Below are 25540 nucleotides of genomic sequence, written 5' to 3'. Positions count from 1 at the left end.
ACGCAAAAAGCCTTTCAGCATAAAACTGAAAGGCTTTTCTATAATGTGAAGTTGTGTATTACTCTGCTTTTGCTATCACCGAAGGGGCTACTGCCTTTTTGTTGACTAATACCGATATGGTATTAATGCTGAAATAAGGCATACTTACGTATATATAACCCTTAAATGGTCCGGCGCCAGTGCCCCATGAGTTTTTAACAACAAAGTACTCGTTGCCTTTTGCATCCTTGGCAAGGCCGGTTATCTGCATCAGGTGATCATCCGTTGTAACCTGCGTATCAAATAATTGCTGGCGAATTTCGGCAGTTGGCTTTTGTTCGTTAAAAGTGTCAAATTGTTTGGCTTCATCTGCTGAATTAACCCATTTTGCATATCCTTTATCCTGTTTAAAACCCGCGTTGCTTACATCTGCATCCCAGGCAACAGTATAGCCGTTCATAACTGCAGTTTTAACACTCTTAATAAAGTCATCGAGCGGTAAATTATAAAACATATTACTGTTGTAGTTATCGGGTACTTCTATTGCAAATGTGGTGTAATAAGGATGGTGCTGGAAAGAAGTAAGGCCAATATAACCCCCAAGCTTTGGTAAGTTTTGAGCAGCGTAGGTTTTAGGCGTGTATGATTTACCGTTGTAAGTAAATGTTGACGGCGGCGCACCCAGGTAGCTGTTTAAAATAGCTTTGTAATCATCCTTCCAATTGGCGGGGATGGTATTGGGGTTATCAGCCAATAGCTTATCAAGATAACCTTTCAACTTGGCTTCCATTTGTGAATCGTGGCCCAGCACGGTATCCTTGCCAATGCCCGGGTAAATTTCCTGCGGCACGGCCCCGTAGTTATCGGCAGCGTAAAGCATGTCCTGCTGAATACCGCCTTCGGTAAAGCGGGTGTTGCTGCGCCTTCGGATGTATTTTTCGGCTTTATCAATATACAGGTTATAAACCGTAAACACTTCAGATAAATCGGTTTCGGGCTGTTTCTTCAAAAGCAGTTCGCTTTCAATAAGCGAGGTACTCGCAAAGCACCAGCACGTGCCAGAGTTTCCCTGATTTTTAACAGGTGTGGCTAAGTTGTTTTTAATAACAGTAAACGCGGGCGTGGTAGCCAGGTTATTTTTAATAGTGGGTTCCTGTGCCGATGCCGCGATAGCCGCGACAGAAAATGCCAGGAAGAAGCTGAATTTTTTCATTTCGATTGTAGTAAAAAATAAAGATATAAAAACGACAGCTAAAAACCGGCTATTTAAGCAGAGCTGTTTTATTTTAGCGTTTTTGCAATGGCCTCGTCGGTTACTTTGGCCATTATTTTATACCCGGCCGCGTTGGGGTGTACGCCATCAATGGTAAGCTCGGCCCTTTGGCCGTTGCGGCTATCAACCAGCGGACTAAAATAGTCCAGAACAGTAAATCCGTTTTCGTTGCCATAGTTTTTTATTGCTTTATTCAGCGCTATAATTTTATCGGCAGGTTTCAGCTCTTTACGCCAGGAGTATTCAGATATGGGCAGGTATTGGCATAGGATAATCTTGATATGATTTGTCTTAGCCAGTTCGGCCATGGATTTAACGTTATTCATAATGCTTTCGATGCTTACATGGCCGGTTGTTCCCGCCAGGTCGTTACTGCCTGCAAGTATAATAACTGCCTTTGGTTTCAGGTCGATGACATCCTGCCGGAAACGGATGAGTAGTTGGGGAGAGATCTGGCCGCTGATGCCGCGATCAATATAGGCTTTGTTATTAAAATATTCAGGCATACGTGTTTTCCAGAACTCAAAAATAGAACTCCCTAAAAATACCACCCGCTTTTCACTGGCGGCAGCCGGAGCCAGGGCTTTGTTTTCGGCTGCATAATGGTGCAGGTCGGCCCAGTCGTCCCTAAAATCTTCTTTTACAGTTTTAGCAGCGACGGCGTTGGCTGTTGAATCGGCTTTTTGTTGCTGGGCAAATGCCCCGGCGGATAAAAGCAATAATGGCAGAATGAAGACTAATTTCATAGGTATTGAATATTGGCAGAACCAAATTTACAACGATTTTTGACGGAACGGGTTTTGTAATCAAAAACTGACGTTGAGATAGATTAAAACCAAGGCGGTTTATTTCTTTTTTGCCTTCGCCTTTTCCATATCCTGGTTAAGCCTGAATTTTACTATGCGGGTTATCAGCTCGGCCGGGAGCGGCTGGTTAAGCGGGAATTGTACTGCACCCTTTGACCATTTATAATTACGGGCAGTAAACTCCTCTTTAAAAGCCTCTATTCCGGATGATGTAGGATAAAAGCCAATGTGATTAGCGTAGCCCGCGAAGTAAACCAATACGGTATGCTGCTTAAAGGCAGGCATGGCGTAACTGATAACCTCCGTGGCTTGCGGGGCTGCAGCCTTAATAATTGCCCTAAGTTGTTCCAGCAATTGTTGAACATTAGCAGGGAAGCCGGTTATATACTCATCTATATTTAGTGGCTTATTCATGATTGGTTTAGCCTCAAAACCTTAGTGCTTAATAGCTATGCCAATTTATGAATTTTTCTTTTTAATAAGAAAAGATCTACTGCTCCAGCCTATGTTTTTTTGTTAAGCATTTTTAAGACTGTCTATTTTACGTTGTATCACTTGTTTATCAGCCAGTGTTTTAGCAAGCAATAAGGCCTGTTGTAAGTGTTGTATGGCTTTTTGATCGTCTATGTCGGTATAAAGCTCGCCAAGCAGGGTAAAATAAAAATGGTTGCTGCTGAGGTTCAGTTTTTCGGCCTCAATGATGGCCTCTTGTTTGCCGTTTGCTTTGGATAATGCAAAGGTACGGTTGAGCGCCGCCACCGGCGAGTAGGCTATTTGCAGCAGACGGTTATAAAGCTGTAAAATACTTTCCCATTTTTCGTGCGTATCTGCCTTAATAGTATGCCAATAGGCAATGCTGGCTTCCAGATGGTACCGGGAAAGTTCACTACCCTTAGCCGCCTGATTAAGATAATAGATCCCTTTCTCTATCAGTTCGCGGTTCCAGAGGGTTTCGTCCTGGTCCTGGTACAATACCATTTCGCCGTTCTCATCTTGGCGCGCCTCCAATCTCGACGAGTGGAAACACATTAAAGAAAGTAATGCGGCAGCCGCGGGCCGGTTGGTCTGCTCATTTTCAATGAGCATGTAATTGAGCCGCATGGCTTCAAGGCAAAGGTCTTTTCGTAGTATGGCATCGTCGCTTTCGGAGTAATAGCCCTCGCTAAAAAGTAAATACAGCGTTTGTAAAACGGTATCAAGGCGGTTATTGATCTCGGCTTCGCCGGGAAACTCTATTTGTACCTTCTCTGTACGGAGTTTTTCACGGGCTCTGAACAGCCGCTTGTTAATGGTTTCCTTATTCGTTAAAAATGCATTTGCAATTTCATCTATCCCAAACCCGCAAAGTATCCGTAGTGACAAACCTATCTGCGCTTCGGCTGGGATGCTTGGGTGACAGATAGCAAACAGCATCTGCAGCTGACTGTCCTTAATGTTTTTGTCAGATAGATCTATCTCTATTTCATGGCTCTCTGGCGTGGTTTGCTTTACTTGTATGGCTACCTTGTCAGTAAAGATGTGGCCTCGGTTAAGGTAATTGCGGGCCTTGTTTTTGGCTACCGTGTAAAGCCAGGCTGTGGGGTTGGCAGGGATTCCTTTATAAGCCCAGGTTTCAAAAGCGAGCAAAAAAGTATCGCTTGCTATGTCTTCGGCAATTTCAATATGATCTATACTGAAAAGCTTGCAGAGTACAGCAGTGATCTTCCTGAATTCCGTTCTGAATAAATGTGGTAATAATTCCTGCTCGTCCATAAATAATAAAAGCCCCCGGCTTATCGGAGGGCTTGGAGTATTAGCAACAGTTTTACATTATACTAACTTCTCTTACCTCTACGGAACCGCCGCCAGTTGTAAATACTGGGCAGCCTTTGGCCACTTCAACAGCATCTTCATATGAATCGACTTTTATCATGGTATACCCGCCTATGGTTTCTTTAATTTCGGTATAAGGGCCATTGGTTATAATGTCTTTACTTTTTAAAACCCGGCCAGTATCTTCCAATTTATTCCCTCTATCGGTTAATTTATTATCAGCGGCTATGCCTGTAATCCAATCTATCCATTGTTGGGTTACGGCTTGCATATCTTCGGGTGTGCCAGTTGGTTGGGCGGTGTGATCAGCTCTGAAAATCAATAGGAAATCTTTCATTTTGTTATAATTTAAAGGTTTATATAATTAATGGGTGCCATCGCCTTTGGCTATTTTGCGTACTTCAACACTGTTGCCGTCGCCCTGCAAAACCGGGCAGCCTTTGGCAAATTCAACGGCTTCGTCAACAGAATCAGCTTTAACAATAATGTAACCGCCTATGGTTTCCTTGATCTCGCCAAAGGGACCGTTGGTTACCACGTTGTTTGGTTTTACCACGCGTGCATCGTCAAAAGGGAGACCATCGCCCCCCGTAAATTTGTTTTGGGCGGCAATGCCGCCAATCCAGTCTCTGGTTTGCTTCATCCAGATCTGCATTTGCTCTGGCGAGGCTACCGCCCTACCATCCTGATGCCTGAAAATTAAAATAAACTCGTCCATTTTTTAAGGTTTTTTGCCGGCCAAAGGGCAAGCGGGTTATTGAATATATGAATTATACCACAATAACAAACGAAGTTTAAGCAATTGGACAGCTGGTTAAAAAAATAACCGGCACATTATTAACTACTTAAATATTATAATATCGGGACTTTAAACCATAAGCTTTTGCCGCTGTCATAATGCCGAATTTTCAATCAATATTTAACCCATTACACAATTTTTATGTACAAAAAACTCTTGTTATTAACATTCGCTGTCGTTACCATTCAGGCAGCAAAAGCACAAACGGAAAAAGGCAGCCAAAACTTAGGGGCAACATTCCAGGTGTCTACATCTACCTCAAACAGCAGAAACTTTAACCAGGTAACAGGGAGCTACGGCGATAACTCAAAAGGGAAAGCCACCACCTACGGGATCAGCCCTAATTACAGCTACTTTATTGCCGATAAGCTTGATTTAGGGGCAAGCTTAGGTTATAGCCATTACTTACAAACGTATAGCCCCGATGTAAATTCGGCAGGTAATACCAAGGCGAATGATTTTAATGCCAGCATTGCACTAAGAAAGTATTATTTATTTGATGATAAAGTAGGTATCAGAACAGGCCCCTATGTTAGCTATGACAGGATTCGCCGCACTTACACCTATACATCTTCGCAAAATGTAGATAACCTGGATATATATGCCGGTGGTATACAGTTGGATTTTGTTTACTATCCTACAAAGAAAATTGGCGTTGCCGCCGGATTGGGAAATTTGAGCTATACGCACCAAAAAATAGCAGGCTTTAATGATGGAAGTCAAAATACTTTCAACCTGAGCTTTGTAAACTCATTGGCGCTATCCGTTTATTACGTGTTTGGTAAATAATACCAACTAAAAGGATATTTACAAAAGCCCTGGATATGCTTTATCCGGGGCTTTTGCTTTCAATGGGTATTGTAAGATTATTTATATCTTTCGGCTCAAAAGACTGATCGAATGAAGAAATCTGTATTGATATTATTAGCACACCTGTTTGCTATAACCGTTGCCCTTGGACAGCAGCCTGCATTTATTGAAAAAGACCTTGATACTTATATTAAACAAGGCTTAAAGGAGTGGAATATCCCCGGCCTGGCCATTGCTATTGTTAAGGATGGCAAAACCATAGTAATGAAAGGTTACGGCGTGCGCGACCTTAAAACTCAGGAGCCAGTTGATGAAAACACCCTGTTTATGATTGCCAGCAATAGCAAACTTTTTACAGGTACAGCCCTTGCCCAGCTGGATGTTGAGCATAAGCTTTCGCTTGATGATAAAATAACCAAGTACTTTCCTGATTATTCTGTTTACGATGCCAATACTACGGCCTTGCTTACCATAAAAGACTTGCTGGGCCACCATTTAGGTACGGGCACTTTCCAGGGCGATTTTACCTTTTGGAACACCGCCCTTACCCGCCAGCAAATTATGGATAAAATGAAGCTGCTGAAACCCATGGCTGGTTTTAGGCAAACATATGGCTATTGCAATAGCTGCTTTTTAACCGCAGGGCAGGTAATTCCCGTTGTTACGGGCAAGCCTTGGGAAACCTATATTCAGGACGTTTTTTTAACGCCGCTGGGCATGGATAATACCTATCCGCTAAGCACCGGGATAGCTGCCCGCAAAAATGTAGCTAAACCATATTCCAATACTTTTACCGGCAAGCTAATTGAGCTGCCTTATGACCAGGTAGATAACCTGGCCCCAGCGGGCAGCATAGTAAGTTGCGTAAAAGATGTTGCCAAATGGCTTACCATGCAGTTGGATAGCGGTAAATATAATGGCAAACAAATAGTAGCATGGCAGGCGCTGCAGAAAACCCGCGATGAGAATACTATCATTAACAGTCGCAGGCAAAAAGCTTTTCCTATGCATTTCAGGGGATATGGACTTGGAGTAGTAATGGCCGATTATAACGGCAAGCAGGTTTTTTGGCATACCGGCGGTGCAAACGGTTTTGTTACCAATACATGCTTTGTGCCCGAAGAAAAACTGGCCATAACTATTCTGACTAATAACGATAACCAATCGTTTTTTGAAGCCTTGCGCTATCAAATCCTTGATGCCTATCTGGGAGTACCTTACGTAAATCGTAGCGAAGCCGCATTAAAAGGTTTCCCGGAAGAAGTGGCTGCAAGCGCAAAGAAAACGGCAGATATGCAGGTGCGCGTAAAAAACACCCAGCCCGAACTGCCGCTTAGCGCCTACGCCGGCAGATACCAGAATACCGTTTATGGGCCTATTGACATTGTAGTTAACAAAAAGGAATTGCAGATAAAACTTAACGGCCACCGGGATATCACCGCCAGGGTACAATATATGGATAACGGCGAATGGCTGATGACTTACAGCAACCCGGCTTTCGGCATTTTTCCTATAAAGTTTAAAACGGAGAATAGCAAAGTGGTTTCAACAGAAGTAAAGGTGAATGATTTTATCGAGTTCGATCCTTACTTGTTTGTGAAGGAAAATTAGGAGTAAAATATCCGGTAAATAAGCAAAAAGCCTTCAGATAGATATTTGAAGGCTTTTTGCTTATTATGAAATACTATAGATCAATGTAAATTTAATTCTCAGTGCTTTAGGAATCTTCCGTACCTATAGCTTTACTATAGGCACGAAAGTAGGTTGGTTAGCGTCAGGCCGGATACAATTATAATATATTTCTTGCTATAATCCTATTAAAGGTATATTATACAGTTATTTATGCTTTTTGAGCTGCTTAACTAATCTTCTTTTTACACGCAACAAACCCAAAAATGCTGTTACAAAACGCTAACTGTGTATATTAGTATAGTGTTATTAAAAAAATGTGGATAGCACGTTATAACTATGATCAATAAAAAATGCTTTCTGCTGTTAATGCTGTTTATGTTTTTTTTGCGTGGAGTGGTATCGGCACAAAATATACGGGTAGCTGCTGCAGCCAACCTGCAATCGGTAATTGAGGTTTTACAGAAAGATTTTAAACAACGTACGGGTATTACCATTGAACCGGTTATTGGTTCATCAGGCAAACTTGTGGCGCAGATCAGTAATGGCGCCCCATTCGATGTTTTTTTATCTGCCGATGTGGATTTTCCGGAAACGCTATTAAAAAACGGGTTCGCCCTAAAAAAGCCAGTAGTGTACGCAAGGGGAAGCCTGATCATTTGCAGCGCCCAAAATATAGCTTTTGATAATTGGGAGCGGTTGCTCATGACCGCTAAAATAAAAAAGATAGCGATTGCCAACCCGGCCATAGCGCCTTACGGCAAAGCTGCCGAGCTGTTGCTGCAAAATAAAGGTGTTTTGGGCGAAATAAAATCCAAAATTGTTTACGGCGAAAGTATATCGCAGGTAAATACCTACATAACCACGCAGGCGGTTGAGGTGGGTTTTACCACACAATCTTTTATAAAAGATGCCGAGGGCAAATCTGTTGTTTATTATAAGGTGATTGATGCCAAATATTATGAGCCAATTTTGCAGGGGATGGTAATATTAAGACATGGTGCCGGTAATGCTGATGCCGAAAAATTCTATCAATACATTTTGGGGCCGTATGCCCGCAAGATTTTCCAAACGTATGGCTACCTGGCATCGCAGGATAAAAAATAAGCTTAATTTTATCTGATGGATTTATCACCAATTTGGCTCACCCTAAAATTAGCAGGTATAACTACCGTGCTGCTGTTAATTGTGGGGCTGCCGTTTGCGTGGTGGCTTTCAAGAGGGCGGTCGTTTTTTAAGATCATTGCCGAAGCTATTATTACCATGCCGCTGGTATTACCGCCGTCTGTTTTGGGTTTTTATTTGCTGGTGGCATTTAGTCCGCAGCGTGGGTTGGGTAAATGGCTTAATGATGTTTTTGATGTGCGGTTTGTTTTCTCGTTTCAGGGGTTGGTGCTGGCATCGGTAATTTACAGTATGCCATTTATGATAGGCCCTGTAAAATCGGCATTACAGCAATTGTCCCCGGCACTTTCCGAAGCATCTTATACGCTCGGCAAAACCAAATGGCAAACTTTCTGGCATGTTCTGCTGCCCAATATAAAACCCTCGCTGTTTTCGGCTATTGTACTCACATTTGCGCATACCCTGGGGGAGTTTGGGGTGGTGCTGATGATTGGGGGTAATATTCCCGGTGTTACCAGGGTAGCATCAATAGCAGTATATGATTCGGTAGAAAAAATGGATTATGCGGCGGCCAATAATTATTCGCTCATATTGTTTGCTTTGACGTTTGTGCTGGTGATAGCGGTTTTTGTGTTTAACAAGTATAACACCAAAAGCCCCCTGGTATGATTACGGTAAGCATCGAAAAAATGCTAAACGCTTACCACGGGCAGCAGGTATTGCATATAAACCGGCAGTTTGCGAGCGGCAGCATCACCAAAATATATGGTCCGTCGGGTTCGGGAAAAACCACATTTTTGAAGCTTGTAGCCGGGTTGATAACGCCTGAAAAAGGCGCCATCACGGCGGGTACACTTACCTGGTTTAATGCTGAAAAGAAGATAGACCTGCCCGTTCAAAAAAGGAATATCGGTTTCGTTTTTCAAAACTATGCCCTGTTCCCCAATATGAATGTGAGGCAGCACCTGCAATATGCTACCAACGATGAACAATGGATTAATCGCCTGCTGCATTTAGGCAAATTGGATACACTTTACACCCGTAGGCCCAACTATCTCTCGGGCGGGCAGCAGCAGCGCCTGGCTATATTGCGCGCCCTGACCACTAAGCCCCAACTCCTGCTAATGGATGAACCATTCTCCGCCCTTGACCCCAAAATGAAAACCGAGTTGATTGCGGAGTTAAAAGCTATTTTAAGAGAGTTAGGAACCACAGCGCTAATTGTAAGCCACAACCCGCAGGAGCTGGATGGGCTGGCAGATAGCGAGTTGGTGTTTGAGGGTGAATAATGGAGGGGGTAAGTGAATAGGATGAAAAAAGTACGGGCACGTGCGATTCCCTTCTTGAGAGGGGCGGAGGGGTGTGTTCTTGAATATGCATTGCGAAGAAACACACCCCTGCCATTACACTTATCATCGCGCCCCCTCTCAAGAGGGGAACTAAGTGGTAACCCCACTATAGCACCTGCAAAATATCGTTAACTGAAGCCCTTTTAGTGTAATCCTTATTGAAATGTACAAAGGTTATTTTGCCCGATTGGTTGATTACATAAGTTGCCGGCACGGGTAATACATGATCGGTATTGCCATTGCCTTTGTTCAGGTCGATATTAAAGCTTTTGTATTTGGCAACGGTGCTCTCGTCTAAAACATAATTAACCTTGTAGGTTTTCATGATGGCATAGCCTTTATCCTGCACTATGGAGAAAGAAGCATGAGTTTTTTGAATGGTTTTGTTGATGTTTTCGTTGGTTTCGGGCGTTACGGCAATTACATAGGCGCCTTTGCTGGTAAGCAATTGTAACGAATCCTGTACCTGCTGCATGTGTTTATTGCAATATGGGCACCATTCCCCGCGGTAAAAGAATAGGACTACAGATTTATGGGCTTTAAGCAGTGTTTTAAGATCAAGAGTATTGCCATTATTGTCGATGGTTTTGAATGCCGGGGCATCATCGCCTTTACTAAGGCCGGTTTGTGCCGATGCCTGTAGACCAGCAATGACTATCAGTATTATTAGTAAATACTTTTTCATGGGATTTTAAATTTAAGAGATAAAAAAAGGAGGGAGCATCACCTCCCTCCAAACGATCAAAAAAAGCTTACATTTTGCTCGCCGTGTCCTGGCTCATTTTATCCATCTTCATCTTGTCCTTTTTTGCTGTTTTTTTCTTGGCCATTTTGGCCGGTTTCATTTTGCCTTTCGCCATTTTGCCGGTATCGCTAACGGCGGTTACAGCTGTTTTTATAATAACATGGGATAATGTTTTTGCCTGTACATTAAGGGTTAAACCCATTGCCACAATGACTGTAGCTACAGCGCCAGAAATAATTGTTTTCATACTTTGTTTTTTAGTTTGCATGTTGGTTTTTTATTAACATTTCAAGCTTAGTCGGCGGGCTTGAGCAAACCTTACAAAGTATTTTAATTTTTATTTAATTCTTCATTTATGCGTTCCTGCATATCGTGTTTAACATCATCGCCTAAATGGGTTTCGGGCTTTTGTGTGGCGTCATGAAATAATTGTCTTACCAATCGGCCTATGGCTATACTCTGTTTTTCATACAGTTTGCAAACGGTGCATTGTATAAAATGTATTTTTAAAAATATAACCTCGCGAAAGCTCAGCTTCTTTATTTGTTTTTTCTCTATCAAAAAAGTAGCCTGTTTGCAGTTATAAATGGTGTTTCGTAGTGGATTCATATTGCTAAATTTTTAGATCCAGTTTTTTTGAAGGCATGCCCTCAGGTTTAATTTTGCCCTATGTATAATTACCCAGAAATTGGCTTGGGTAACTTTAAGCTCGGTACAAATAATATCGGTAGTGGCATCGTCAATATGTTTCATGGTAAAAACGGCCATCCAAAGGGCGGGCAGCTTTTGCATGCACCTTTGCAGGATATGGTTAAACTCCTTATCCACCAGCGGATCGCAGTTTTCAACACCGAAAGCCTTCGGCCGGTTATTCACGTTCCAGTGACCGTCTTCCGCGTCAAAAAAGTCCTGCTGGTCGTGTTCGGCTTCTTTAACGTCTTCGGTGGGGCGCAGCCCCGATGATTTTTTTCGGTAAACATCTATCACCTTATTTTTAAGGATGGCGGTAAGCCACGTTCGTTCGGAGCTTTTACCTTCAAACTTGTCAACCTTTTCAAGGGCCGCTAAAAAGGTTTCCTGCACCAGGTCTTTTGCCTGTTCCTCGTTGTTTAAGCGCGACAAGGCATAATTATACAGGTAATCGGCATGGGCCATAACCCATTGCCGGGGATCCGGGCGTTGATTTTCAGAAGCCATTAACAAGTATTTTCATGGTATTTTATCCATTAGTCGTTAACGGGCTCAATTCCTTACAGATAAAAGGCACTTTATTCATTACTAACTATAACGACTTTTAATAGTTAAATTTACATATACCAATTGATTATCAGCCCGACAGGGGGACCGTAATTGCCATCGCCCCAAAAAATAAAAATAAATTTATTGTAAGGTAACTGCGTGCAAGCCGACTAAGCCATAAAAACGTATTTAATTAATCATTGAAGATATGAAACCGATTAAAATATTTGCTTTTACTGCGGCTATCGCCATAACGGCGCTGGTATCGGCCGCGTTTATCAACCATAAAACATTAGCTCCCAAAGAAAATGTCAAAGCGACGGGCGCAGGCTTTGTCGTAGTAGAACTTTTTACCTCCGAAGGTTGTTCCAGTTGTCCGCCGGCCGATGAGCTGGTTGCCAAAATACAAAAGGAAGATTATAACAAACCGGTTTATATACTGGCTTTTCATGTTGATTACTGGAACCGCCTGGGCTGGAAAGATGTTTTTAGCAATGCTGATTACTCAAAAAGGCAAAATGAATATGCACGTTGGTTAAACCTGCAATCAGTTTATACGCCGCAAATTGTGGTTAACGGCAAAAAGGAGTTTGTAGGCTCGCAGGAGGGCACTCTTCGGAATGCAATTACCGAAGGTTTACGTACTATGGCGGCAGGAACACTGGCACTTAGCGCACAGCGCGAGCAGGGAAGTATCAGTGTGCAGTACCAAACCAAAGATGTGGCTAAAAATACCAGCTTATTGTTGGCGCTGGTACAAAAAACGGCACAAACTAATGTGAAAAGCGGTGAAAATGGTGGGCACGTGCTATCGCACGTGCAAATTGTACGCAAACTGCAAAGTCAGCCCTTGGATAAAAGTGGCAATGGCGCTGTAACAATTGCCCTTCCTGATGGTTTTAACGCACAGGGTTGGGAACTGGTTGGCTTTATACAAAATACAAGCAGCGGCGCAATTTTGGCAGCAACAAAATATGAGTTTAGTACCGGGGTAGCCAAGTAATACTTGCCGGGTAGTCCAAGCAAAAACATCAACATATTTAAATGAAAGTAATAAAAGAAAAACATCCATTAGCCATGCGTTGGACCCATTGGGTTAATTTCCCACTACTCAGCATAATGATATGGAGTGGACTCATCATATACTGGGGTAACGACGAATACAAGATAACCCTGTTTGGGCATACGTATTTTAAGTTTTTTCCGCAGGGGTTTTATGATGCCCTGGGTTTACAGGGGCACTTGGCTAAGGGTATGGCTTTCCATTTTTTATTTATGTGGTTTTTTGCGCTTAACGGGGTGATTTATATCCTGTACACCATTATATCGGGCGAGTGGCGCGAGCTTGTACCGCAGAAAAAATCATTTAAGGAAGCCTGGCTGGTGTTGCTGCATGATTTACACATCCGTAAAATGGCACCGCCGCAAAAAAAATATAACGCCGCCCAGCGCATAGCCTACACCGCAATTATAGTAATGGGCCTTGGATCGCTGATAACGGGATTGGCCATTTATAAACCCGTTCAGTTTTATTATTTAACATGGTTGTGTGGTGGCTATCACCTTGCCCGTATTTTTCATTTTGCGCTAACCATTGGTTATGTATTGTTTTTTGTGATACATATTGTACAGGTTGTGCTTGCCGGATGGAACAATTTCAGATCGGTAATATCCGGGTTTGAAGTTATAAACGAAAACCCTAAACCAATTGTTGAAATCACACCAACCAGCGATGAAAAACCCGTTCAGTAAAAAACCTAAAGGGCCTAAAAAGCCGCTCACTGTTGAGCAAAAGATCTCAAGGCGAAATTTTATTTCCTTTGGGAGTTTCGTGGTGCTTTCGGGTGCGGCCTATGGCGGTTGGAAGGCCCTGTATAATGCACCAATTGAGCCCAGAACAGTAACCGCAGGCGCCATTAAACCTTTAAGGCGCGCACTCAACAAAACGGAGCTGGTGTTCCGCAGATTTTTCAGCAATAACAACCTCGTTAAAACTTATCCAAAAGAAATGGCGGCCAAAAATGTGCGCCATAACAGCGATATAGGCGTTGGCGGTACGGTAGATGTTCAAAAATGGCAGCTGCAGGTGCAAAAACAATCGGGCGAGGTGCTGAACATTGGCATTGATGATTTAAAGAAATTGCCCAAAACCGAGATTGTTTTCGACTTTAAATGTGTGGAAGGCTGGGATCAGATATCGTATTGGGGCGGTGTAAAGTTCAGCGATTTTATAACTCATTATAAGCTCGACGATCAAACCAAACTTGATTATGTAGGCATGGAAACGCCCGACAAAAAGTATTACGTTGGTATTGATATGCCCAGCGCCATGCACCCCCAAACCCTGCTGGCTTACGAGGTTAATGAAAAACCCTTGCCGCAAAACCACGGGGCGCCTTTAAGGCTCATTATCCCGGTTAAGTACGGCATTAAAAATCTTAAACGTATTGGCAGCATCAGTTTTAGTAACAAGCGCCCGCGTGATTATTGGGCCGAGAAAGGATATGATTATTATTCGGGATTGTAAACGCTAATCCAGTGCCTGCGAATGCTCCTGCAACAGCCACTCCAAGCCATCGGCTTTGTTATCAAACGTTTTGGTAACTATTTTGCCGTTTGTGCTTTCAATGGTAAGATCGGCAGATAAGCGACTGAACATACTTGGCGAATAGATCCACGCTATATAACGTACGCCAGCCTTTTCAATTACGGGGAAGTAGTCATTGGCTACCCAATCTACCGCATCGCCCCAGGTGCCCATTACATTGGAGTTATCATTAAGTATAAGTTGGCAATTGTATTTATTAATACAATCAAGTAGTTTATAACAACCGGTTTTAATGGAATGAAAGCTTTGAAAGCCTTTCCAATCTACACTTAAATATTTTTGATCCTCTTCGTACTCTATTTCTACGCCGGGGGTTTTATAGAGTGAAAAATCGGTTTTGCCGCTTTTCTTAAATTCGGCTATGTTGGAAAACGGGAAACGGATGCTAAAAACCGAACCCTTGCCTGGTTTACTCTCTACCCAAACACTGCCATTGTGTTTGCGTGCAATTTCAGATACTTTGGTAAGGCCAGTGCCCAGCTCCCTGGCAATTTCCTTTCTTGTGAAGCTTAAAAATATTTTATTGATAAGGTGCTTGTTTATGCCGATGCCGAAATCCTGTACGGCTATCACCAGATTTTGGTCGATTATTTTAAGGGAGATGATTACCGGCGTTGAATCTGGCGAAAACTTGACGGCATTTTTCATCAGTTGTTTTACGGCTGTTGCTATACTTTGTTTATTGCCGTAGCAGGTAAGGTCGTTTTCGTTTTCAAGAATAACTTTATGCGTGGCATGTATACCCTGTTGCTTTTTAATAAGTTCTTTAACTAACTCTGTTATGGAAAACTCCTCCATCCCGTCGTTATGGCTTTCGGTTATATGATCGTCTTCATTAACGGTGTTGTTTACTTTACGGATAATGGCATCCAATTCAAGGCTGCAGGCCTTTATCTGTATGGCCAGATCTCTAAACTCTTGTGCGGTTACCAGATCTTCATTAATAAGATTGGTTAAGCCCAGCAAACTTGCCACGGGTTTACGTATATAATGCGAGTTTAAAAATGAAATTTCCTTTAACTGCTCAATTTTCTCAAGCAGCTTTTCTTCGGCCAGTTTATTGGCGGTAATATCCCTGAAATGTACGATAAGCCCATCGGCAATTGGGTAGGCATTTACCTGGAACCACTTTTGAACCGGCCAAAAGTACTCGGTAAACTCAACGTTTATACGTTGAATAGCAGCATCCTGAAAGTGGTAATAAAAATCGGAGTTTTTGGCTTCGGTAAATACATCCCAAAGGTTTTTACCCAACACGTATTCACGATTATAGCCAATCATGTTTTCGGCTGCGTTGTTCCAATAGGTGATGGAGGATTGGTTATCGGTTTGAAAAAAGCCGACAGATGTGCTTTCAAGTATTTTATCCAGCCTGGTTTGCATAGTGGTTATTTTGTCAAGCAGCGCTTTTTTCTCCTTTATATGCAATGCTACCACCAAACAAGAGTCCAGTCCGTTAAAGCTAACCCGGTGCGATGTTATTTCAACATCAAATGGTTTGCCATTTTTATCGTATTGTGTAAACTCACGGCCAATAACTTCGCCCGAAAGCAGTTCATATAGCAGGTCGTCACCGGCATCCTCTGGGTACAGATCTTTAATGGTTTTGCCCAGAAACTCCTCTTTTGTGTATCCGTAATGCTTTACAGCAGAGGTGTTAACCTCAACAATACGCAGATTGGCAATATTAAATACATTGGCTGCGGAGCGGAGTAGAAAAGTACGTTTAGGCTGTTCATTTACGCTTCAATATACAACTTTTGGGAATATCTAATGAACTTAAATTAAATATTTAAGTTTTATGTAAGTTAGTGCATATAAATTAAATTAATAGTAAAGATTAGGCTGTTTTATTTTGTGCGCGTGTAACAAGTTTATTGCTGTTTTTAGGTTAATATTTGCAATATTGCGCTATGCCTGTTGCCAAGTTACCGTTTTCAAAACAGCTTGCTTATGCCTGCGGAATGATAGGCTGGAGTATCATGACCAATATTATTATTGTGATGCTTCCGTATTTTTATCTGCCCCCCTCCAGTGCTGGTTTAATTCCGCTGGTCCCACAGCTGTTGGTATTCGGCGTCTTCAATATCATGTCTATTATTGCGGCATCGGGCAGGTTTGTTGATGCTATTTTTGATCCCTTTATTGCATCGTTAAGTGATAAAAGTGAAAACAAGGCCGGTCGGCGTATTCCCTTTATGAAATGGGCCATTTTGCCTGCAGTTGTTTTTTGCGGTCTTACGTTTTATCCGTTGGTTAAGGGCGAAAGTATTAACAACGCGGTGTGGCTTACATTCACGCTCATTTGTTTTTTTATGGGGGCAACTGCTTACATTATACCCTACAATGCCCTGCTGCCCGAACTCACTTATACTGCCGCCGAGAAGGTTAAGCTATCATCTTTACAACAGGTTGGGTTTGTGATAGGCATCATATTATCGGCAATGGTAAATAACTTTGCCGATCTGATCCAGCACCTGGTACATACGCCAAACCGGGATGTGGCTGTTCAATACACCATTTGGGGCTTGTGCATTTTTGCCGGGGTGATAATGATGGTGCCAGTTTTTACTATCGACGAAAAAAAATACTCTGATAGCAAACCCTCGCATTTGCCGTTGCTGCAGGCCGTAACAAAAACATTCGGCAACCGTAATTTTAAGTATTATCTCATCTCCGATTTTTCGTACTACATGGCGTTAAGCATCATATCAAGCGGGTTGCTGTTTTTTATCACGGTGTTGTTGCACCTGCCCGAATCAATGGGTGGTTTGCTGATGGGGGTTATGGTGCTGGTTTCGCTGGTGTTTTACCCGCTTATTAATTACCTATCCAAAAAAATCGGTAAAAAGCCTATTGTGCTGTTTTCATTTGGGTTACTGAGCCTCATTTTTGTGGCTATATTTTTTCTGGGAAAACTGCCGCTATCACCCAAAGCGCAGATCTATACATTGGTGCTAAGCGCATCATTCCCGCTGGCATCATTAGGCATATTACCCAATGCCATACTTGCCGAAATTGCCCAGAACGATGCCCGGCGTACCGGCGAAAATCACGAGGGGATGTTTTTTGCAGTAAAATACCTGTTTGTAAAATTAGGCCAAACATTGGGCATTGCCCTGTTTGCATTCCTTACTGTGTACGGTAAAGACCCAGGCAATGACTACGGCCTGCGCCTCAACGGCATTTGCGGATGTGTGCTTTGTTTACTGGCTATTGTGTTTTTCAGCCGGTTTAAGGAACGCAGGGGCAGGGTGGAGTAATTGCGCAGTTAATTGTATTGATTTAGTGAGTACTTTATTTTAATAATTGTTAAAAATGAAATTTAAAAACGTACGCTATTTATATTTATTGAGTTGCCTTGTTGTGTTTGGGTGTAAACAACCAGGCGAAAAAAACGCAGTAAAAGTAAAGCCGGAAAATGTAGATACGGCATTTAAAAAATTGACGGTAAAAAGTATGCACGATGACCTTAGCATACTTTGGTCGGCTATTAAGGAAATGCACCCGGCTTATGGTATTTATACATCTGCCGATAGCTTGCAGGGTGCTTATGATAAGGCCTACGCTTCAATCAACGAACCTATGTACGAGTCGGGGTTTATTGATCATGTGTATCCGTTTTTGTGTAAGCTCAGATGCGGGCACACCCAGCTAAGATTCTCTGAGGGAAACAAAGAGCCCAAGGCACTTAAATCATCGGCTTTGCCTTTTGAAGTACTGGTGCGTAATCATAAGGCATGGGTAACAACGCATAAAACAAATGCACTTAATACAGGCGATGAAATTATTAAAATGAACGGCGTTCCCGTAGCTCAGATCATTAACCACGGATACGACCTTTATTGCGCAGATGGCTATGGCGAAACATTTAGTGAGCTGTTTTTAAGCGAGTATGATGGTTTTGAAGATGTCTGCAATAAGTACTACCACTGGACCGCCCCGTATAACATCACACTTAAAACCCAACAAGGGGCCTTAAAGACTATAAGCGTTGATCAGCCCGCTGCTGGAACAAAACAGCAGTCACCATTAAAACAAGTTGATAACTATGCCGGTTGGACGGTTGCAAAAAATACCGATTACTTGCCGCTCAGGTTTTTAAAAAATTCATTAACCGCGTGGTTTGAGGTTAAAAGTTACCAGTACAATGACACCGTTATTTTTAAAGAAGCATTTAAACAAATTCATGAAAAGGGTATAAAAAATCTGATTATAGACTTGCGGCATAATACCGGGGGCGATATAAGGATAGCCGCAAAATTACTTTCATACCTGGCCAGTTCACCATATCATATTATCGGCGATGTAAAATCAAGAGTGCCCAACCCTGCTATAAACAGTTTTGAAAAATACTTTGATACAGCACGTACTGCGAGTTTTAAAGAAGGTTTTACCCCGGCGGGCAAAGAGGGCGCATATTATCATGTTGATTTTAAATCTCCGTTTGGCAATATGCTTGCTGTTTTGCCGCTTAATAAAACAGCACATTTTAACGGACGGCTGCTTGTTTTAATTGACGGGGCTACCTTTTCGGCAGGGGCACATTCGGCAGCTGCAATTAAAACTTATTGCAAAGGGGTAAAGTTTATTGGAAGAGAAACAGCTGGTGCCGAAGAAGGATGCAGCGGAGGAACCATTCAGCATTTAACATTGCCCAATACCCATGTTTTGGTCGAATTTCCGTGGATGCGCTTTGTGTCTGTTGCTAAGCACCCCGTTTTTGGACGCGGCATAGTGCCCGATTACACGGTTATCTACACCCCGCAGGATGTGGTAACAAAAAATGATCCCGATATAAAGAAAGCCTTAACACTAATTAATTAACGTGAAACGTTATTTGGCCTGGTGTAAACCAAGTGCATTACGTTAATATTGCGCATTTCAAAGGCCGCCTCACAGTAGCATAGGTAATAGTTCCACTTGCGGATAAAGAGGTCATTAAAGCCTAATGATTTTACGGTTGGGAGGTTGGCATTAAAGGCGCTATGCCATAGTTTTAGCGTAGTGGCGTAATCAAGGCCGATATCTTTAAGGTCAACCATAGTCATATCGCCGGTGCGGTTAATAGAGGCATTTATAGCGCCGACAGATGGCAGCAGCGAGCCGGGGAAAATATGTTTCTGGATCCAATCTACCCCCATGCGCAGGGCCGCGTAGCGCGAATCGGGCGAGGTGATCACTTGTATGGCCAGGATGCCGTTCTTTTTAAGCAGATCGTGACATTTTTTAAAGTACACATCCATATAATTAAAGCCAACGGCCTCCAGCATTTCAACAGATACAATCTTATCAAAGCTACCCTGCATCTGGCGGTAATCTTTTATGAGGATGCTTACGCGTTCACTTAAACCGGCGGCTTCCACACGCTCAACGGCCATTTTATGCTGCTCTTCAGATATGGTGAGTGAGGTTACCCTACAGCCATACTTTTGCGCCATATAAATGGCATTGCCGCCCCAGCCGCTGCCAATTTCCAGCACATGATCTGTGGGTTTTAAATGCAACTGACGGCACAATCTGTCATATTTTGCTATTTGAGCTTCTTCCAAAGACAAGCCGTCCTTATAAAAATAAGCGGCCGAATAGGTCATGGTAGGATCAAGGAAACTGGCGAAAAAATCGTTGTTAAGATCGTAGTGTTCTGAAATGTTTTTGCGGGAACCTTCAACCGTATTGGCCCTTTTAAAATGCGAAAGTTTATTGAACCATTTAAGCAGATTAAGCGACAGCGTTTGCACTTTGCTGCCCGAAAGCCCCGGAGCGTTTTCAATGTTCAGCAATACCCATTTTATCACACTGGTTATGTTATCAGTGTCCCAAAGGCCATCTACATACGCTTCGCCGAAACCGATATCGCCAAAAAGGATAAGGCGCTTGTAAAACTCGTCGTTATTAACAGTAATACTGGCGCTGATTTGTCCTTCGCCGTTACCAATGGTTAGTTGCTGGCCATCGGGCAGGGTAAGGTAAAGGGTGCCCTTATCCATTTTGGATAAAAAGTTTAAAACTATATCCTGGTAAAAGCTATTTTTTTTAACAAGGGCGAGCGTATTAGGCATAACTAAACAATGTGCTATTAATGGTTATTTGTAATAGTTACGTAATTTAATCAGGTTAAAGTTTTATTGCAGATATAAAAAATTGTCAGTAAGGCCGGTATACTTCTTTTTGAAGTTCTTTTTGATCCTCCTTTTTATGAAAGGGGATTTTTTTGAGCCAAAGCCTTAAAGCCTGCCAGTGAATAAGCGTTATGACTTTTAGGGTAATGAGCGGGAAGCTGATAAAATACAACACCAGATTGGCATCGGTAAGCGATTTTTTTACGCCGCTTAATGTACTGATAAAAAAACGCTTGCCAGCTTTATCATAATCGTCAATTTTAACCTGGAGTTTTTCGCCGGGAATATGCAGGTCGAAATCAAAGTTAGTATCCATATCTATAAACGGGGATACATAGAAATACTTTTCAGTATTCAGTTTAAACTGATCGGCCTGTTTGGTATCGGCACCTAAAAAATAGGGTTTCATTTCCAGGAAAGTGTTGCAAACCTCCACTATGGAACAGGCTATCTGCCCGTTTTCATCATAACAAAAATAAAACGAAACGGGGTTAAACTGGTAGCCCAGTGTACACAAATTGGTAAGCACCATAATGCGGCCGTTACCGATATCAACCCCATTACTTTGCAGATAAGCGGTGATATGCTGGCGGGTATTTTTTGACGTATCGGGATTTTCGCGCGGCAGCTGCAAGTGGTCCCTATCCCTGAAATTGAACAGATTGAACCGATTACGGCTCATGAATTTCATGCGTTTGTCCATGCAGTCTATCTCATCCAGATCGAGGTAAAACATAAACACATCGTAATGGAAGCTATGCACCTTTGGCGCAAGGCGATGGTGCATTACCCTGGCTTTGTATAAACATGAATTGAGAGCCGTATCCGCCATGATTAAATATACGGATTACGGGGTGAATGGGATTGTATTAATAATCCACTTTCCAGTAGCTATCTGTAATAAACTTAACAGACTTTAACTTTCCTGCATCGAAGTCATAAGTTTGAATAATGTCATCTACGCAGGAGATTATTTGCACAACCGTATAATTGTTTGTTAAATCATCCGGAAAGCTGTCAAATAGCGTTTTATAAAAATTAGGAAAGCTCATACCTATCCTGATACCATTTACAAACTGTACATCCTCATCATATATTTCCCCTTTGAATATATCGGAATGGCGGCTTGCCTCTGGGTCGGTATCAAAAAAGAAAATGAGTTTGCTGGAGCCGTGATTTAATATCTGAAAGTTGAACGTCCCATTATCCATTTTCTCAGTTCGCGTAACTATGCTAAAGTTTTTCAAAAGGCTTGAACTAAAGGCCGAAGAATCTTTTATTGTACCAAATGGTGAATAGACAAAATCACCACAAACAGCCAGCTTCAATGTATCTCCCTGCGAATCTCCCAACGAATTAAAATCAAGCGACGACTTAGGAACAACCCAATTATCATTAAATTTAAAAGCCTTTGATGTATCTATCGGGATTTTCTTTTCCGGTGCAGCATTAATAACTTTTTTAGCTGATGCTTTACTGGTTTGCGATATAGGTTGATTACAGGCTCCAAGAATAGTAAAGAACGTGAAAAGGATTAAAAAATAACGATACTTCATAAACAGCGACAAGGTTATTAGGCCAAATGTAACTGGATATGATTAATAAATCGTATGCTATTTATTAGCACAACGTTAAATATCTGGCTCACCAACCAACTCGTCCCCATAAACCGCCCTCCCTAACAATTGCGAACATAAATTTACCGCACTGGTAAAAGCATCCTCATGAAAGCCATATTTAAAATAGCTGCCGCAAAAATAAATGGGGCCGTCCTGGTTTAGGGTGTGCAACTGGGCCTGGGCATTGATGGCGGGTACATCAAACAGGGGGTGGTCGTAATCTATTTCCTGAATGATCTTTTGGGGGTCGATGTTATTATGCGGGTTGATGGATACAAAATAATTCTTTTTATCTGAAACGCCCTGCAACCTGTTCATCCAGTAAATGGTGGTTGGGGTTAGCTTGCCGTCCTGCATTTTTATGCTGTAGTTCCAGCTGCTCCAGGCCAGTTTGGTTTTGGGCATAATGCTTTCGTCGGTATGCAGGGTGGCTTTGTTGTATTGGTAATTGAAGGTTGATAGCAGGCTTTTTTCCTGAATGGTAGGTTCATTTAAAAGGGCCAGTGCCTGGTCGCCATGCGTGGCAATGATCACCCTGTCGAACACCTCTACTGCGCCATCGGCTGCGGTCACTGCAACCTTGCCATCGGGCAGGCGGGTTACCTTAAGTGCCTTGCGGTTCACCTTAATTTTATCTTTAAAAGGCTTTATTAAAATTTCGCGGTATGATTGGCTGCCTTTTTCCAAAGTATACCATTGATGCTGCGTATCCAAACCTAAAAAACCATGGTTCTGAAAAAAGCGGATGAGCGTTACCGCCGGAAAATCAAGCATCTGTTCCATCGGCGTACTCCATACTGCCGAACTCATAGGCACCAGGTATTTCCACAGCATATCCTCGCCAAAGCCAAACTCTTTGATGTACTGACCGATAGAGTAATTGGCGTACTTTGGGTCGTCCACGATCTTTACGCTCTCCTTATTAAATCTACCGATCTGCATCAGCATTTTAATGTATTTTATATTGAAGATGTTCTTTCGCTGGGCAAATAAATGGTTAACACTTGAGCCCGAATACTCCAGCCCGGTAGGGACATGCTGTACGCTGAACGACATTTCTGTTTTTTTTACAGGTGCGCCAATTTCGGCAAACAGGCGGCAAAGGTTGGGATAGGTTTGGTAGTTGAACACCATAAAACCAGTATCAACATATACAGGTTTGCCATCTTCATCAACAGTAACCGTGTTGGTATGCCCGCCTATGTAATTATTTTGCTCGTAAAAAGTAAGGTCATGGCTGGCGTTCAAAAAATGCCCGCAGCCCATGCCCGCTATGCCGGTGCCTATGATGGCTGTTTTTAACATGCTATTTGGTTACTATGTTTAAAAAACGTTCAACGGTGTAGGTGGCCAATTGGCCGCCCGGTCCGTTCAAATTAAAATCGAACCCGTGGGTAGCCCAGGGCAACCTTAGCAAAAAGTGCTTAACGCCGTTCTGCTGCAGCTTTACGTTCATACGGCGACTATGCTCTGGTGATACCAGCACATCATTATCTCCATGAATGATAAGCGTGGGGATAGACTGCGGGGTGATAAACTCCAGCGGAGAACTTGCCGCAAATTTCGCCGGAACCTGATGATAAGTACCGCCAATATAATCGCTCATTACCTTGCGCGAATCCATAATCAAGGGGCTCGAGGGAATAGAATATCCCCAAACCATATCTGCCGGGGCATAGTAGTCAATAACCGCTTTCAAGCCGGGTTCGGGCCGGGTATAGGCAGCCAGCAAAGCAATTTGTCCCCCTGCCGAGCGGCCCATCAGCACAAAATTATTGGTGTCGATATGTAACTCAGCGGCATGTTTACGCAAATAGGCAAACGCCGCGTGCACATCCTCAACCGGCGCCGGGCTTTGGTATTTTGGAGCCAGTCGATAAGTTATTGCCGCTACATTGTAGCCTACTAATGCCAGGTAACTGTTCAGTTCGGGCAGCTGCTTGTTATCGCCCTTGTTCCAGGAGCCGCCATGTACTATAACCACGCAGGGCCGGTTACCCACAACTTGTGTAGGAAAATAATCCATTGTAAGATCACGACCGGGATAAGTAGCATAGGTAAATGTTTTAAAGGCAATAGTTTTATTGCCTTTAAACATGGCCCAAAAGCTAAACGGCGCCTGTGTATTATCGCCTTTAACAATGGTACTTCCGGGGCCAAACGCGGCGGTAAAGTTTTGTTTTAAACTGCCGGCAACGTTGTAGGCCCTTAAAATGGGCGATATAAAAAGCGCCAGCGCCAGCAAACCGGTAACGGTGCCCGCAAGCTTGTAGCTGCTTACATAAAAACCGCTTAATAGTGCTATTAAAACAAAAATTATAAATACCCAGCAAAATTCTGAAGCGACAATAGCCAGCATCCACATGTAATATTCAAACGCCTTAAAAACGGTTAACAATGAAATAAGGAGCAATAAAACACAAATGATAAAACGGATCATGCCCTTATGCTTTATGAAATAAATAGTGACTAACAATCCATTCGTTGCCATCGTTGTAGTTCCACAACTCGGCGCAGGCCATATAAAATATGCGCCAGTAAACCCACCATTTTACGGCTTGTTCTGCCCCGTAAGTTTGCTCAAATAGGGGCATGATCTGCGTTTTGTGTTTATCCATGTTGCTGAGCCATGCTTCGGATGTTTTGCCGTAGTGTGTGCCGTTTACGTGCCAGTGTTTTTCAACCAGCAAATCGTCGTTAAAATAAAACATCAGGTCGTCGCTGGGCATAATGCCGCCTGTAAAAAAATATTTGCTCATCCAGTCGGTTTCGTCAATTACTTCGAAAAGGTAAGCATATTCTTTGTGGGTAAAAATGTGGATGAACAATTTGCCATTAGGCTTTAAAAACGAGGCAACCTTTGCCATCAGCAATTTGTAATTGCGCATGTGTTCAAACATTTCAACAGATACCACACGATCAAACTTGTCACCGATGGTAAACGTGTTCATATCGGCAGTAATTACCGTTAGGTTGGTAATGCCGCGCTGTTTGGCCTGCTCGTCTATATGTGCTTTTTGGGTGCGCGAGTTTGATACCACCTTGAACGTGCTTTTCGGAAATTTAGCCGCCATATATAATGATAGCGAACCCCAGCCACAGCCCAGTTCCAAAACCTGCTGGCCGTTCTCCAGTTCGGCACGTTGGCAGGTAAGCTCCAGCATATCATCTTCGGAAGTGTCAATATCGGTAACGCCGGGTTTCCAGTAGCCACTGGAATATTTAAGGTTTTTGCCTAAACAGTACTGATAAAAGGGGGTAGGTACTTCGTAATGCTGCTCATTTGCATCGGCGGTATTTACTGCTATGGGCGATGCTTTTAGCTGGGCTATAAGCGCCATCAGGTGCGCCTGCTGGTCCTCCACATTACCGCGGTTTTCGTCGGTAAGGCGTTGTTTTAATAATTTGCGAATGCCTTGCCTCAGCAAAAAATCTGGCACTTTGTTTTGTTCAATCAGTTTATCGTACCACATTTAAAATTTGGTTATGCGCTTTGTGATGTGTTTTAATGGTATACGTTGTGGTGGTATGGATGGATTTATGGGGAGGGTGTTTTTTATGTTCGGTGGTAAAAGATAAAGCGGAGGAGATGTGCGATTCCCCTCTCGAGAGGGGTGGAGGTGTT

Annotated in this window: 27 protein-coding genes and 1 pseudogene; 10 read left to right on the top strand and 18 right to left on the bottom strand. The window is 42.7% G+C overall.

What is annotated here, in order from left to right; all coding sequences use genetic code 11:
* Positions 1-58: 58 nt before the first annotated feature.
* From BLS59_RS12235 to BLS59_RS12210, 6 genes are all read right to left on the bottom strand, one after another.
* Positions 59-1192 (bottom strand): C1 family peptidase, encoded by a 1134-nt coding sequence (locus BLS59_RS12235; RefSeq protein ID WP_091149553.1) that lies wholly within the window; start codon positions 1190-1192, stop codon positions 59-61.
* A gap of 68 nt (positions 1193-1260) precedes the next feature.
* Entirely contained in the window at positions 1261-1998 is a 738-nt protein-coding gene (locus tag BLS59_RS12230) for a GDSL-type esterase/lipase family protein (RefSeq protein WP_091149552.1), read from the bottom strand.
* Positions 1999-2097: 99 nt separating this feature from the next.
* A complete protein-coding gene (locus tag BLS59_RS12225) occupies positions 2098-2472 on the bottom strand; it encodes an iron chaperone (RefSeq protein ID WP_091149551.1) in 375 nt (124 codons plus the stop codon).
* A gap of 102 nt (positions 2473-2574) precedes the next feature.
* Positions 2575-3810, bottom strand: coding sequence for an RNA polymerase sigma factor (locus BLS59_RS12220; RefSeq protein ID WP_091149550.1), 1236 nt, complete (start codon positions 3808-3810; stop codon positions 2575-2577).
* A gap of 52 nt (positions 3811-3862) precedes the next feature.
* Complete coding sequence (locus BLS59_RS12215) at positions 3863-4207, bottom strand: YciI family protein (protein ID WP_091149549.1); 345 nt, start codon at positions 4205-4207, stop codon at positions 3863-3865.
* A 27-nt stretch (positions 4208-4234) separates the two neighbouring features.
* A complete protein-coding gene (locus BLS59_RS12210; RefSeq protein WP_091149548.1) occupies positions 4235-4588 on the bottom strand; it encodes a YciI family protein in 354 nt (117 codons plus the stop codon).
* 222 nt (positions 4589-4810) lie between these two features.
* Between BLS59_RS12210 and BLS59_RS12205 the strand changes: the two genes are divergently transcribed.
* The 5 genes from BLS59_RS12205 (at position 4811) to BLS59_RS12185 (ending at position 9522) form a co-directional block, all read left to right on the top strand.
* Positions 4811-5458 carry a hypothetical protein gene (locus BLS59_RS12205; protein ID WP_091149547.1) on the top strand — a complete coding sequence of 216 codons (648 nt, stop codon included), beginning with the start codon at positions 4811-4813 and terminating at the stop codon, positions 5456-5458.
* Positions 5459-5569: 111 nt separating this feature from the next.
* A complete protein-coding gene (locus BLS59_RS12200; protein WP_091149546.1) occupies positions 5570-7090 on the top strand; it encodes a serine hydrolase in 1521 nt (506 codons plus the stop codon).
* 357 nt (positions 7091-7447) lie between these two features.
* Positions 7448-8215, top strand: coding sequence for a molybdate ABC transporter substrate-binding protein (gene modA, locus BLS59_RS12195; RefSeq protein WP_162842617.1), 768 nt, complete (start codon positions 7448-7450; stop codon positions 8213-8215).
* Positions 8216-8230: 15 nt separating this feature from the next.
* Positions 8231-8902 (top strand): molybdate ABC transporter permease subunit, encoded by a 672-nt coding sequence (gene modB, locus BLS59_RS12190; protein ID WP_091149545.1) that lies wholly within the window; start codon positions 8231-8233, stop codon positions 8900-8902.
* Complete coding sequence (locus tag BLS59_RS12185) at positions 8899-9522, top strand: ATP-binding cassette domain-containing protein (RefSeq protein ID WP_091149544.1); 624 nt, start codon at positions 8899-8901, stop codon at positions 9520-9522. Before modB ends, BLS59_RS12185 begins: the two co-directional genes overlap by 4 nt.
* 166 nt (positions 9523-9688) lie before the next feature.
* On the opposite strand, the gene BLS59_RS12180 is transcribed toward BLS59_RS12185, so the two are convergent.
* From BLS59_RS12180 to BLS59_RS12165, 4 genes are all read right to left on the bottom strand, one after another.
* Positions 9689-10267: a peroxiredoxin-like family protein gene (locus tag BLS59_RS12180; protein WP_091149543.1), complete on the bottom strand. Its 579-nt coding sequence runs from the start codon at positions 10265-10267 to the stop codon at positions 9689-9691.
* 67 nt (positions 10268-10334) lie between these two features.
* On the bottom strand, positions 10335-10574 hold the full coding sequence (locus BLS59_RS12175) for a hypothetical protein (RefSeq protein ID WP_143014116.1): 240 nt from the start codon (positions 10572-10574) through the stop codon (positions 10335-10337).
* Positions 10575-10657: 83 nt separating this feature from the next.
* The gene (locus BLS59_RS12170; protein ID WP_091149541.1) at positions 10658-10936 is read right to left on the bottom strand and encodes a hypothetical protein; all 279 of its coding nucleotides are present in this window, start codon (positions 10934-10936) and stop codon (positions 10658-10660) included.
* A 12-nt stretch (positions 10937-10948) separates the two neighbouring features.
* Positions 10949-11524 (bottom strand): sigma-70 family RNA polymerase sigma factor, encoded by a 576-nt coding sequence (locus BLS59_RS12165; protein ID WP_091149540.1) that lies wholly within the window; start codon positions 11522-11524, stop codon positions 10949-10951.
* A 250-nt stretch (positions 11525-11774) separates the two neighbouring features.
* Here BLS59_RS12165 and BLS59_RS12160 point away from each other — a divergent pair, with 250 nt between their 5' ends.
* Genes BLS59_RS12160 through BLS59_RS12150 form a run of 3 tightly spaced genes read left to right on the top strand, consistent with a single transcriptional unit; the run spans position 11775 to position 14093 of the window.
* Positions 11775-12569, top strand: coding sequence for a DUF1223 domain-containing protein (locus tag BLS59_RS12160; protein WP_091149539.1), 795 nt, complete (start codon positions 11775-11777; stop codon positions 12567-12569).
* Between the two features lie 41 nt (positions 12570-12610).
* Complete coding sequence (locus BLS59_RS12155) at positions 12611-13318, top strand: cytochrome b/b6 domain-containing protein (RefSeq protein WP_162842616.1); 708 nt, start codon at positions 12611-12613, stop codon at positions 13316-13318.
* Positions 13299-14093, top strand: coding sequence for a molybdopterin-dependent oxidoreductase (locus BLS59_RS12150; RefSeq protein ID WP_091149538.1), 795 nt, complete (start codon positions 13299-13301; stop codon positions 14091-14093). The genes BLS59_RS12155 and BLS59_RS12150 overlap by 20 nt, the downstream gene beginning before the upstream one ends.
* Positions 14094-14096: 3 nt before the next feature.
* On the opposite strand, the gene BLS59_RS12145 is transcribed toward BLS59_RS12150, so the two are convergent.
* Both BLS59_RS12145 and BLS59_RS32695 read right to left on the bottom strand, forming a co-directional pair.
* Positions 14097-15557: an ATP-binding protein gene (locus BLS59_RS12145; RefSeq protein WP_143014115.1), complete on the bottom strand. Its 1461-nt coding sequence runs from the start codon at positions 15555-15557 to the stop codon at positions 14097-14099.
* Positions 15558-15593: 36 nt separating this feature from the next.
* Positions 15594-15845: pseudogene (locus BLS59_RS32695) on the bottom strand (PAS domain-containing protein); the annotation flags it as partial.
* A 242-nt stretch (positions 15846-16087) separates the two neighbouring features.
* Here BLS59_RS32695 and BLS59_RS12140 point away from each other — a divergent pair.
* Positions 16088-17437 (top strand): MFS transporter, encoded by a 1350-nt coding sequence (locus BLS59_RS12140; RefSeq protein WP_091149536.1) that lies wholly within the window; start codon positions 16088-16090, stop codon positions 17435-17437.
* Between the two features lie 55 nt (positions 17438-17492).
* Entirely contained in the window at positions 17493-19001 is a 1509-nt protein-coding gene (locus BLS59_RS12135) for a S41 family peptidase (RefSeq protein ID WP_091149535.1), read from the top strand.
* On the opposite strand, the gene BLS59_RS12130 is transcribed toward BLS59_RS12135, so the two are convergent.
* The 6 genes from BLS59_RS12130 to BLS59_RS12105 all read right to left on the bottom strand — a co-directional run bounded on the left by BLS59_RS12130 (position 18998) and on the right by BLS59_RS12105 (position 25388).
* Positions 18998-20236 carry an SAM-dependent methyltransferase gene (locus BLS59_RS12130; RefSeq protein WP_091149534.1) on the bottom strand — a complete coding sequence of 413 codons (1239 nt, stop codon included), beginning with the start codon at positions 20234-20236 and terminating at the stop codon, positions 18998-19000. The genes BLS59_RS12135 and BLS59_RS12130 overlap by 4 nt on opposite strands.
* A gap of 85 nt (positions 20237-20321) precedes the next feature.
* Entirely contained in the window at positions 20322-21128 is an 807-nt protein-coding gene (locus tag BLS59_RS12125) for a DUF1365 domain-containing protein (protein ID WP_091149533.1), read from the bottom strand.
* 37 nt (positions 21129-21165) lie between these two features.
* On the bottom strand, positions 21166-21852 hold the full coding sequence (locus BLS59_RS12120) for a hypothetical protein (RefSeq protein WP_091149532.1): 687 nt from the start codon (positions 21850-21852) through the stop codon (positions 21166-21168).
* A gap of 75 nt (positions 21853-21927) precedes the next feature.
* Complete coding sequence (locus BLS59_RS12115; protein WP_091149531.1) at positions 21928-23220, bottom strand: NAD(P)/FAD-dependent oxidoreductase; 1293 nt, start codon at positions 23218-23220, stop codon at positions 21928-21930.
* A gap of 1 nt (position 23221) precedes the next feature.
* Complete coding sequence (locus BLS59_RS12110; protein ID WP_091149530.1) at positions 23222-24355, bottom strand: alpha/beta hydrolase; 1134 nt, start codon at positions 24353-24355, stop codon at positions 23222-23224.
* A gap of 4 nt (positions 24356-24359) precedes the next feature.
* A complete protein-coding gene (locus tag BLS59_RS12105) occupies positions 24360-25388 on the bottom strand; it encodes an SAM-dependent methyltransferase (RefSeq protein ID WP_091149529.1) in 1029 nt (342 codons plus the stop codon).
* Positions 25389-25540 lie beyond the last annotated feature (152 nt).

Source organism: Mucilaginibacter pineti (assembly GCF_900101875.1).
Classification (GTDB): domain Bacteria; phylum Bacteroidota; class Bacteroidia; order Sphingobacteriales; family Sphingobacteriaceae; genus Mucilaginibacter; species Mucilaginibacter pineti.
The sequence above is the reverse complement of the archived record's forward strand: the minus strand, read 5'-3'. Positions and strand labels throughout refer to the sequence as shown.

What these genes read in the sequence shown, in the direction of transcription:
- BLS59_RS12235 (WP_091149553.1), bottom strand. Translation starts at nt 1,192, where the DNA reads ATGAAAAAATTCAGCTTCTTCCTGGCATTTTCTGTCGCGGCTATCGCG.
- BLS59_RS12230 (WP_091149552.1), bottom strand. Translation starts at nt 1,998, where the DNA reads ATGAAATTAGTCTTCATTCTGCCATTATTGCTTTTATCCGCCGGGGCA.
- BLS59_RS12225 (WP_091149551.1), bottom strand. Translation starts at nt 2,472, where the DNA reads ATGAATAAGCCACTAAATATAGATGAGTATATAACCGGCTTCCCTGCT.
- BLS59_RS12220 (WP_091149550.1), bottom strand. Translation starts at nt 3,810, where the DNA reads ATGGACGAGCAGGAATTATTACCACATTTATTCAGAACGGAATTCAGG.
- BLS59_RS12215 (WP_091149549.1), bottom strand. Translation starts at nt 4,207, where the DNA reads ATGAAAGATTTCCTATTGATTTTCAGAGCTGATCACACCGCCCAACCA.
- BLS59_RS12210 (WP_091149548.1), bottom strand. Translation starts at nt 4,588, where the DNA reads ATGGACGAGTTTATTTTAATTTTCAGGCATCAGGATGGTAGGGCGGTA.
- BLS59_RS12205 (WP_091149547.1), top strand. Translation starts at nt 4,811, where the DNA reads ATGTACAAAAAACTCTTGTTATTAACATTCGCTGTCGTTACCATTCAG.
- BLS59_RS12200 (WP_091149546.1), top strand. Translation starts at nt 5,570, where the DNA reads ATGAAGAAATCTGTATTGATATTATTAGCACACCTGTTTGCTATAACC.
- modA (WP_162842617.1), top strand. Translation starts at nt 7,448, where the DNA reads ATGATCAATAAAAAATGCTTTCTGCTGTTAATGCTGTTTATGTTTTTT.
- modB (WP_091149545.1), top strand. Translation starts at nt 8,231, where the DNA reads ATGGATTTATCACCAATTTGGCTCACCCTAAAATTAGCAGGTATAACT.
- BLS59_RS12185 (WP_091149544.1), top strand. Translation starts at nt 8,899, where the DNA reads ATGATTACGGTAAGCATCGAAAAAATGCTAAACGCTTACCACGGGCAG.
- BLS59_RS12180 (WP_091149543.1), bottom strand. Translation starts at nt 10,267, where the DNA reads ATGAAAAAGTATTTACTAATAATACTGATAGTCATTGCTGGTCTACAG.
- BLS59_RS12175 (WP_143014116.1), bottom strand. Translation starts at nt 10,574, where the DNA reads ATGAAAACAATTATTTCTGGCGCTGTAGCTACAGTCATTGTGGCAATG.
- BLS59_RS12170 (WP_091149541.1), bottom strand. Translation starts at nt 10,936, where the DNA reads ATGAATCCACTACGAAACACCATTTATAACTGCAAACAGGCTACTTTT.
- BLS59_RS12165 (WP_091149540.1), bottom strand. Translation starts at nt 11,524, where the DNA reads ATGGCTTCTGAAAATCAACGCCCGGATCCCCGGCAATGGGTTATGGCC.
- BLS59_RS12160 (WP_091149539.1), top strand. Translation starts at nt 11,775, where the DNA reads ATGAAACCGATTAAAATATTTGCTTTTACTGCGGCTATCGCCATAACG.
- BLS59_RS12155 (WP_162842616.1), top strand. Translation starts at nt 12,611, where the DNA reads ATGAAAGTAATAAAAGAAAAACATCCATTAGCCATGCGTTGGACCCAT.
- BLS59_RS12150 (WP_091149538.1), top strand. Translation starts at nt 13,299, where the DNA reads ATGAAAAACCCGTTCAGTAAAAAACCTAAAGGGCCTAAAAAGCCGCTC.
- BLS59_RS12145 (WP_143014115.1), bottom strand. Translation starts at nt 15,557, where the DNA reads ATGCAAACCAGGCTGGATAAAATACTTGAAAGCACATCTGTCGGCTTT.
- BLS59_RS12140 (WP_091149536.1), top strand. Translation starts at nt 16,088, where the DNA reads ATGCCTGTTGCCAAGTTACCGTTTTCAAAACAGCTTGCTTATGCCTGC.
- BLS59_RS12135 (WP_091149535.1), top strand. Translation starts at nt 17,493, where the DNA reads ATGAAATTTAAAAACGTACGCTATTTATATTTATTGAGTTGCCTTGTT.
- BLS59_RS12130 (WP_091149534.1), bottom strand. Translation starts at nt 20,236, where the DNA reads ATGCCTAATACGCTCGCCCTTGTTAAAAAAAATAGCTTTTACCAGGAT.
- BLS59_RS12125 (WP_091149533.1), bottom strand. Translation starts at nt 21,128, where the DNA reads ATGGCGGATACGGCTCTCAATTCATGTTTATACAAAGCCAGGGTAATG.
- BLS59_RS12120 (WP_091149532.1), bottom strand. Translation starts at nt 21,852, where the DNA reads ATGAAGTATCGTTATTTTTTAATCCTTTTCACGTTCTTTACTATTCTT.
- BLS59_RS12115 (WP_091149531.1), bottom strand. Translation starts at nt 23,220, where the DNA reads ATGTTAAAAACAGCCATCATAGGCACCGGCATAGCGGGCATGGGCTGC.
- BLS59_RS12110 (WP_091149530.1), bottom strand. Translation starts at nt 24,355, where the DNA reads ATGATCCGTTTTATCATTTGTGTTTTATTGCTCCTTATTTCATTGTTA.
- BLS59_RS12105 (WP_091149529.1), bottom strand. Translation starts at nt 25,388, where the DNA reads ATGTGGTACGATAAACTGATTGAACAAAACAAAGTGCCAGATTTTTTG.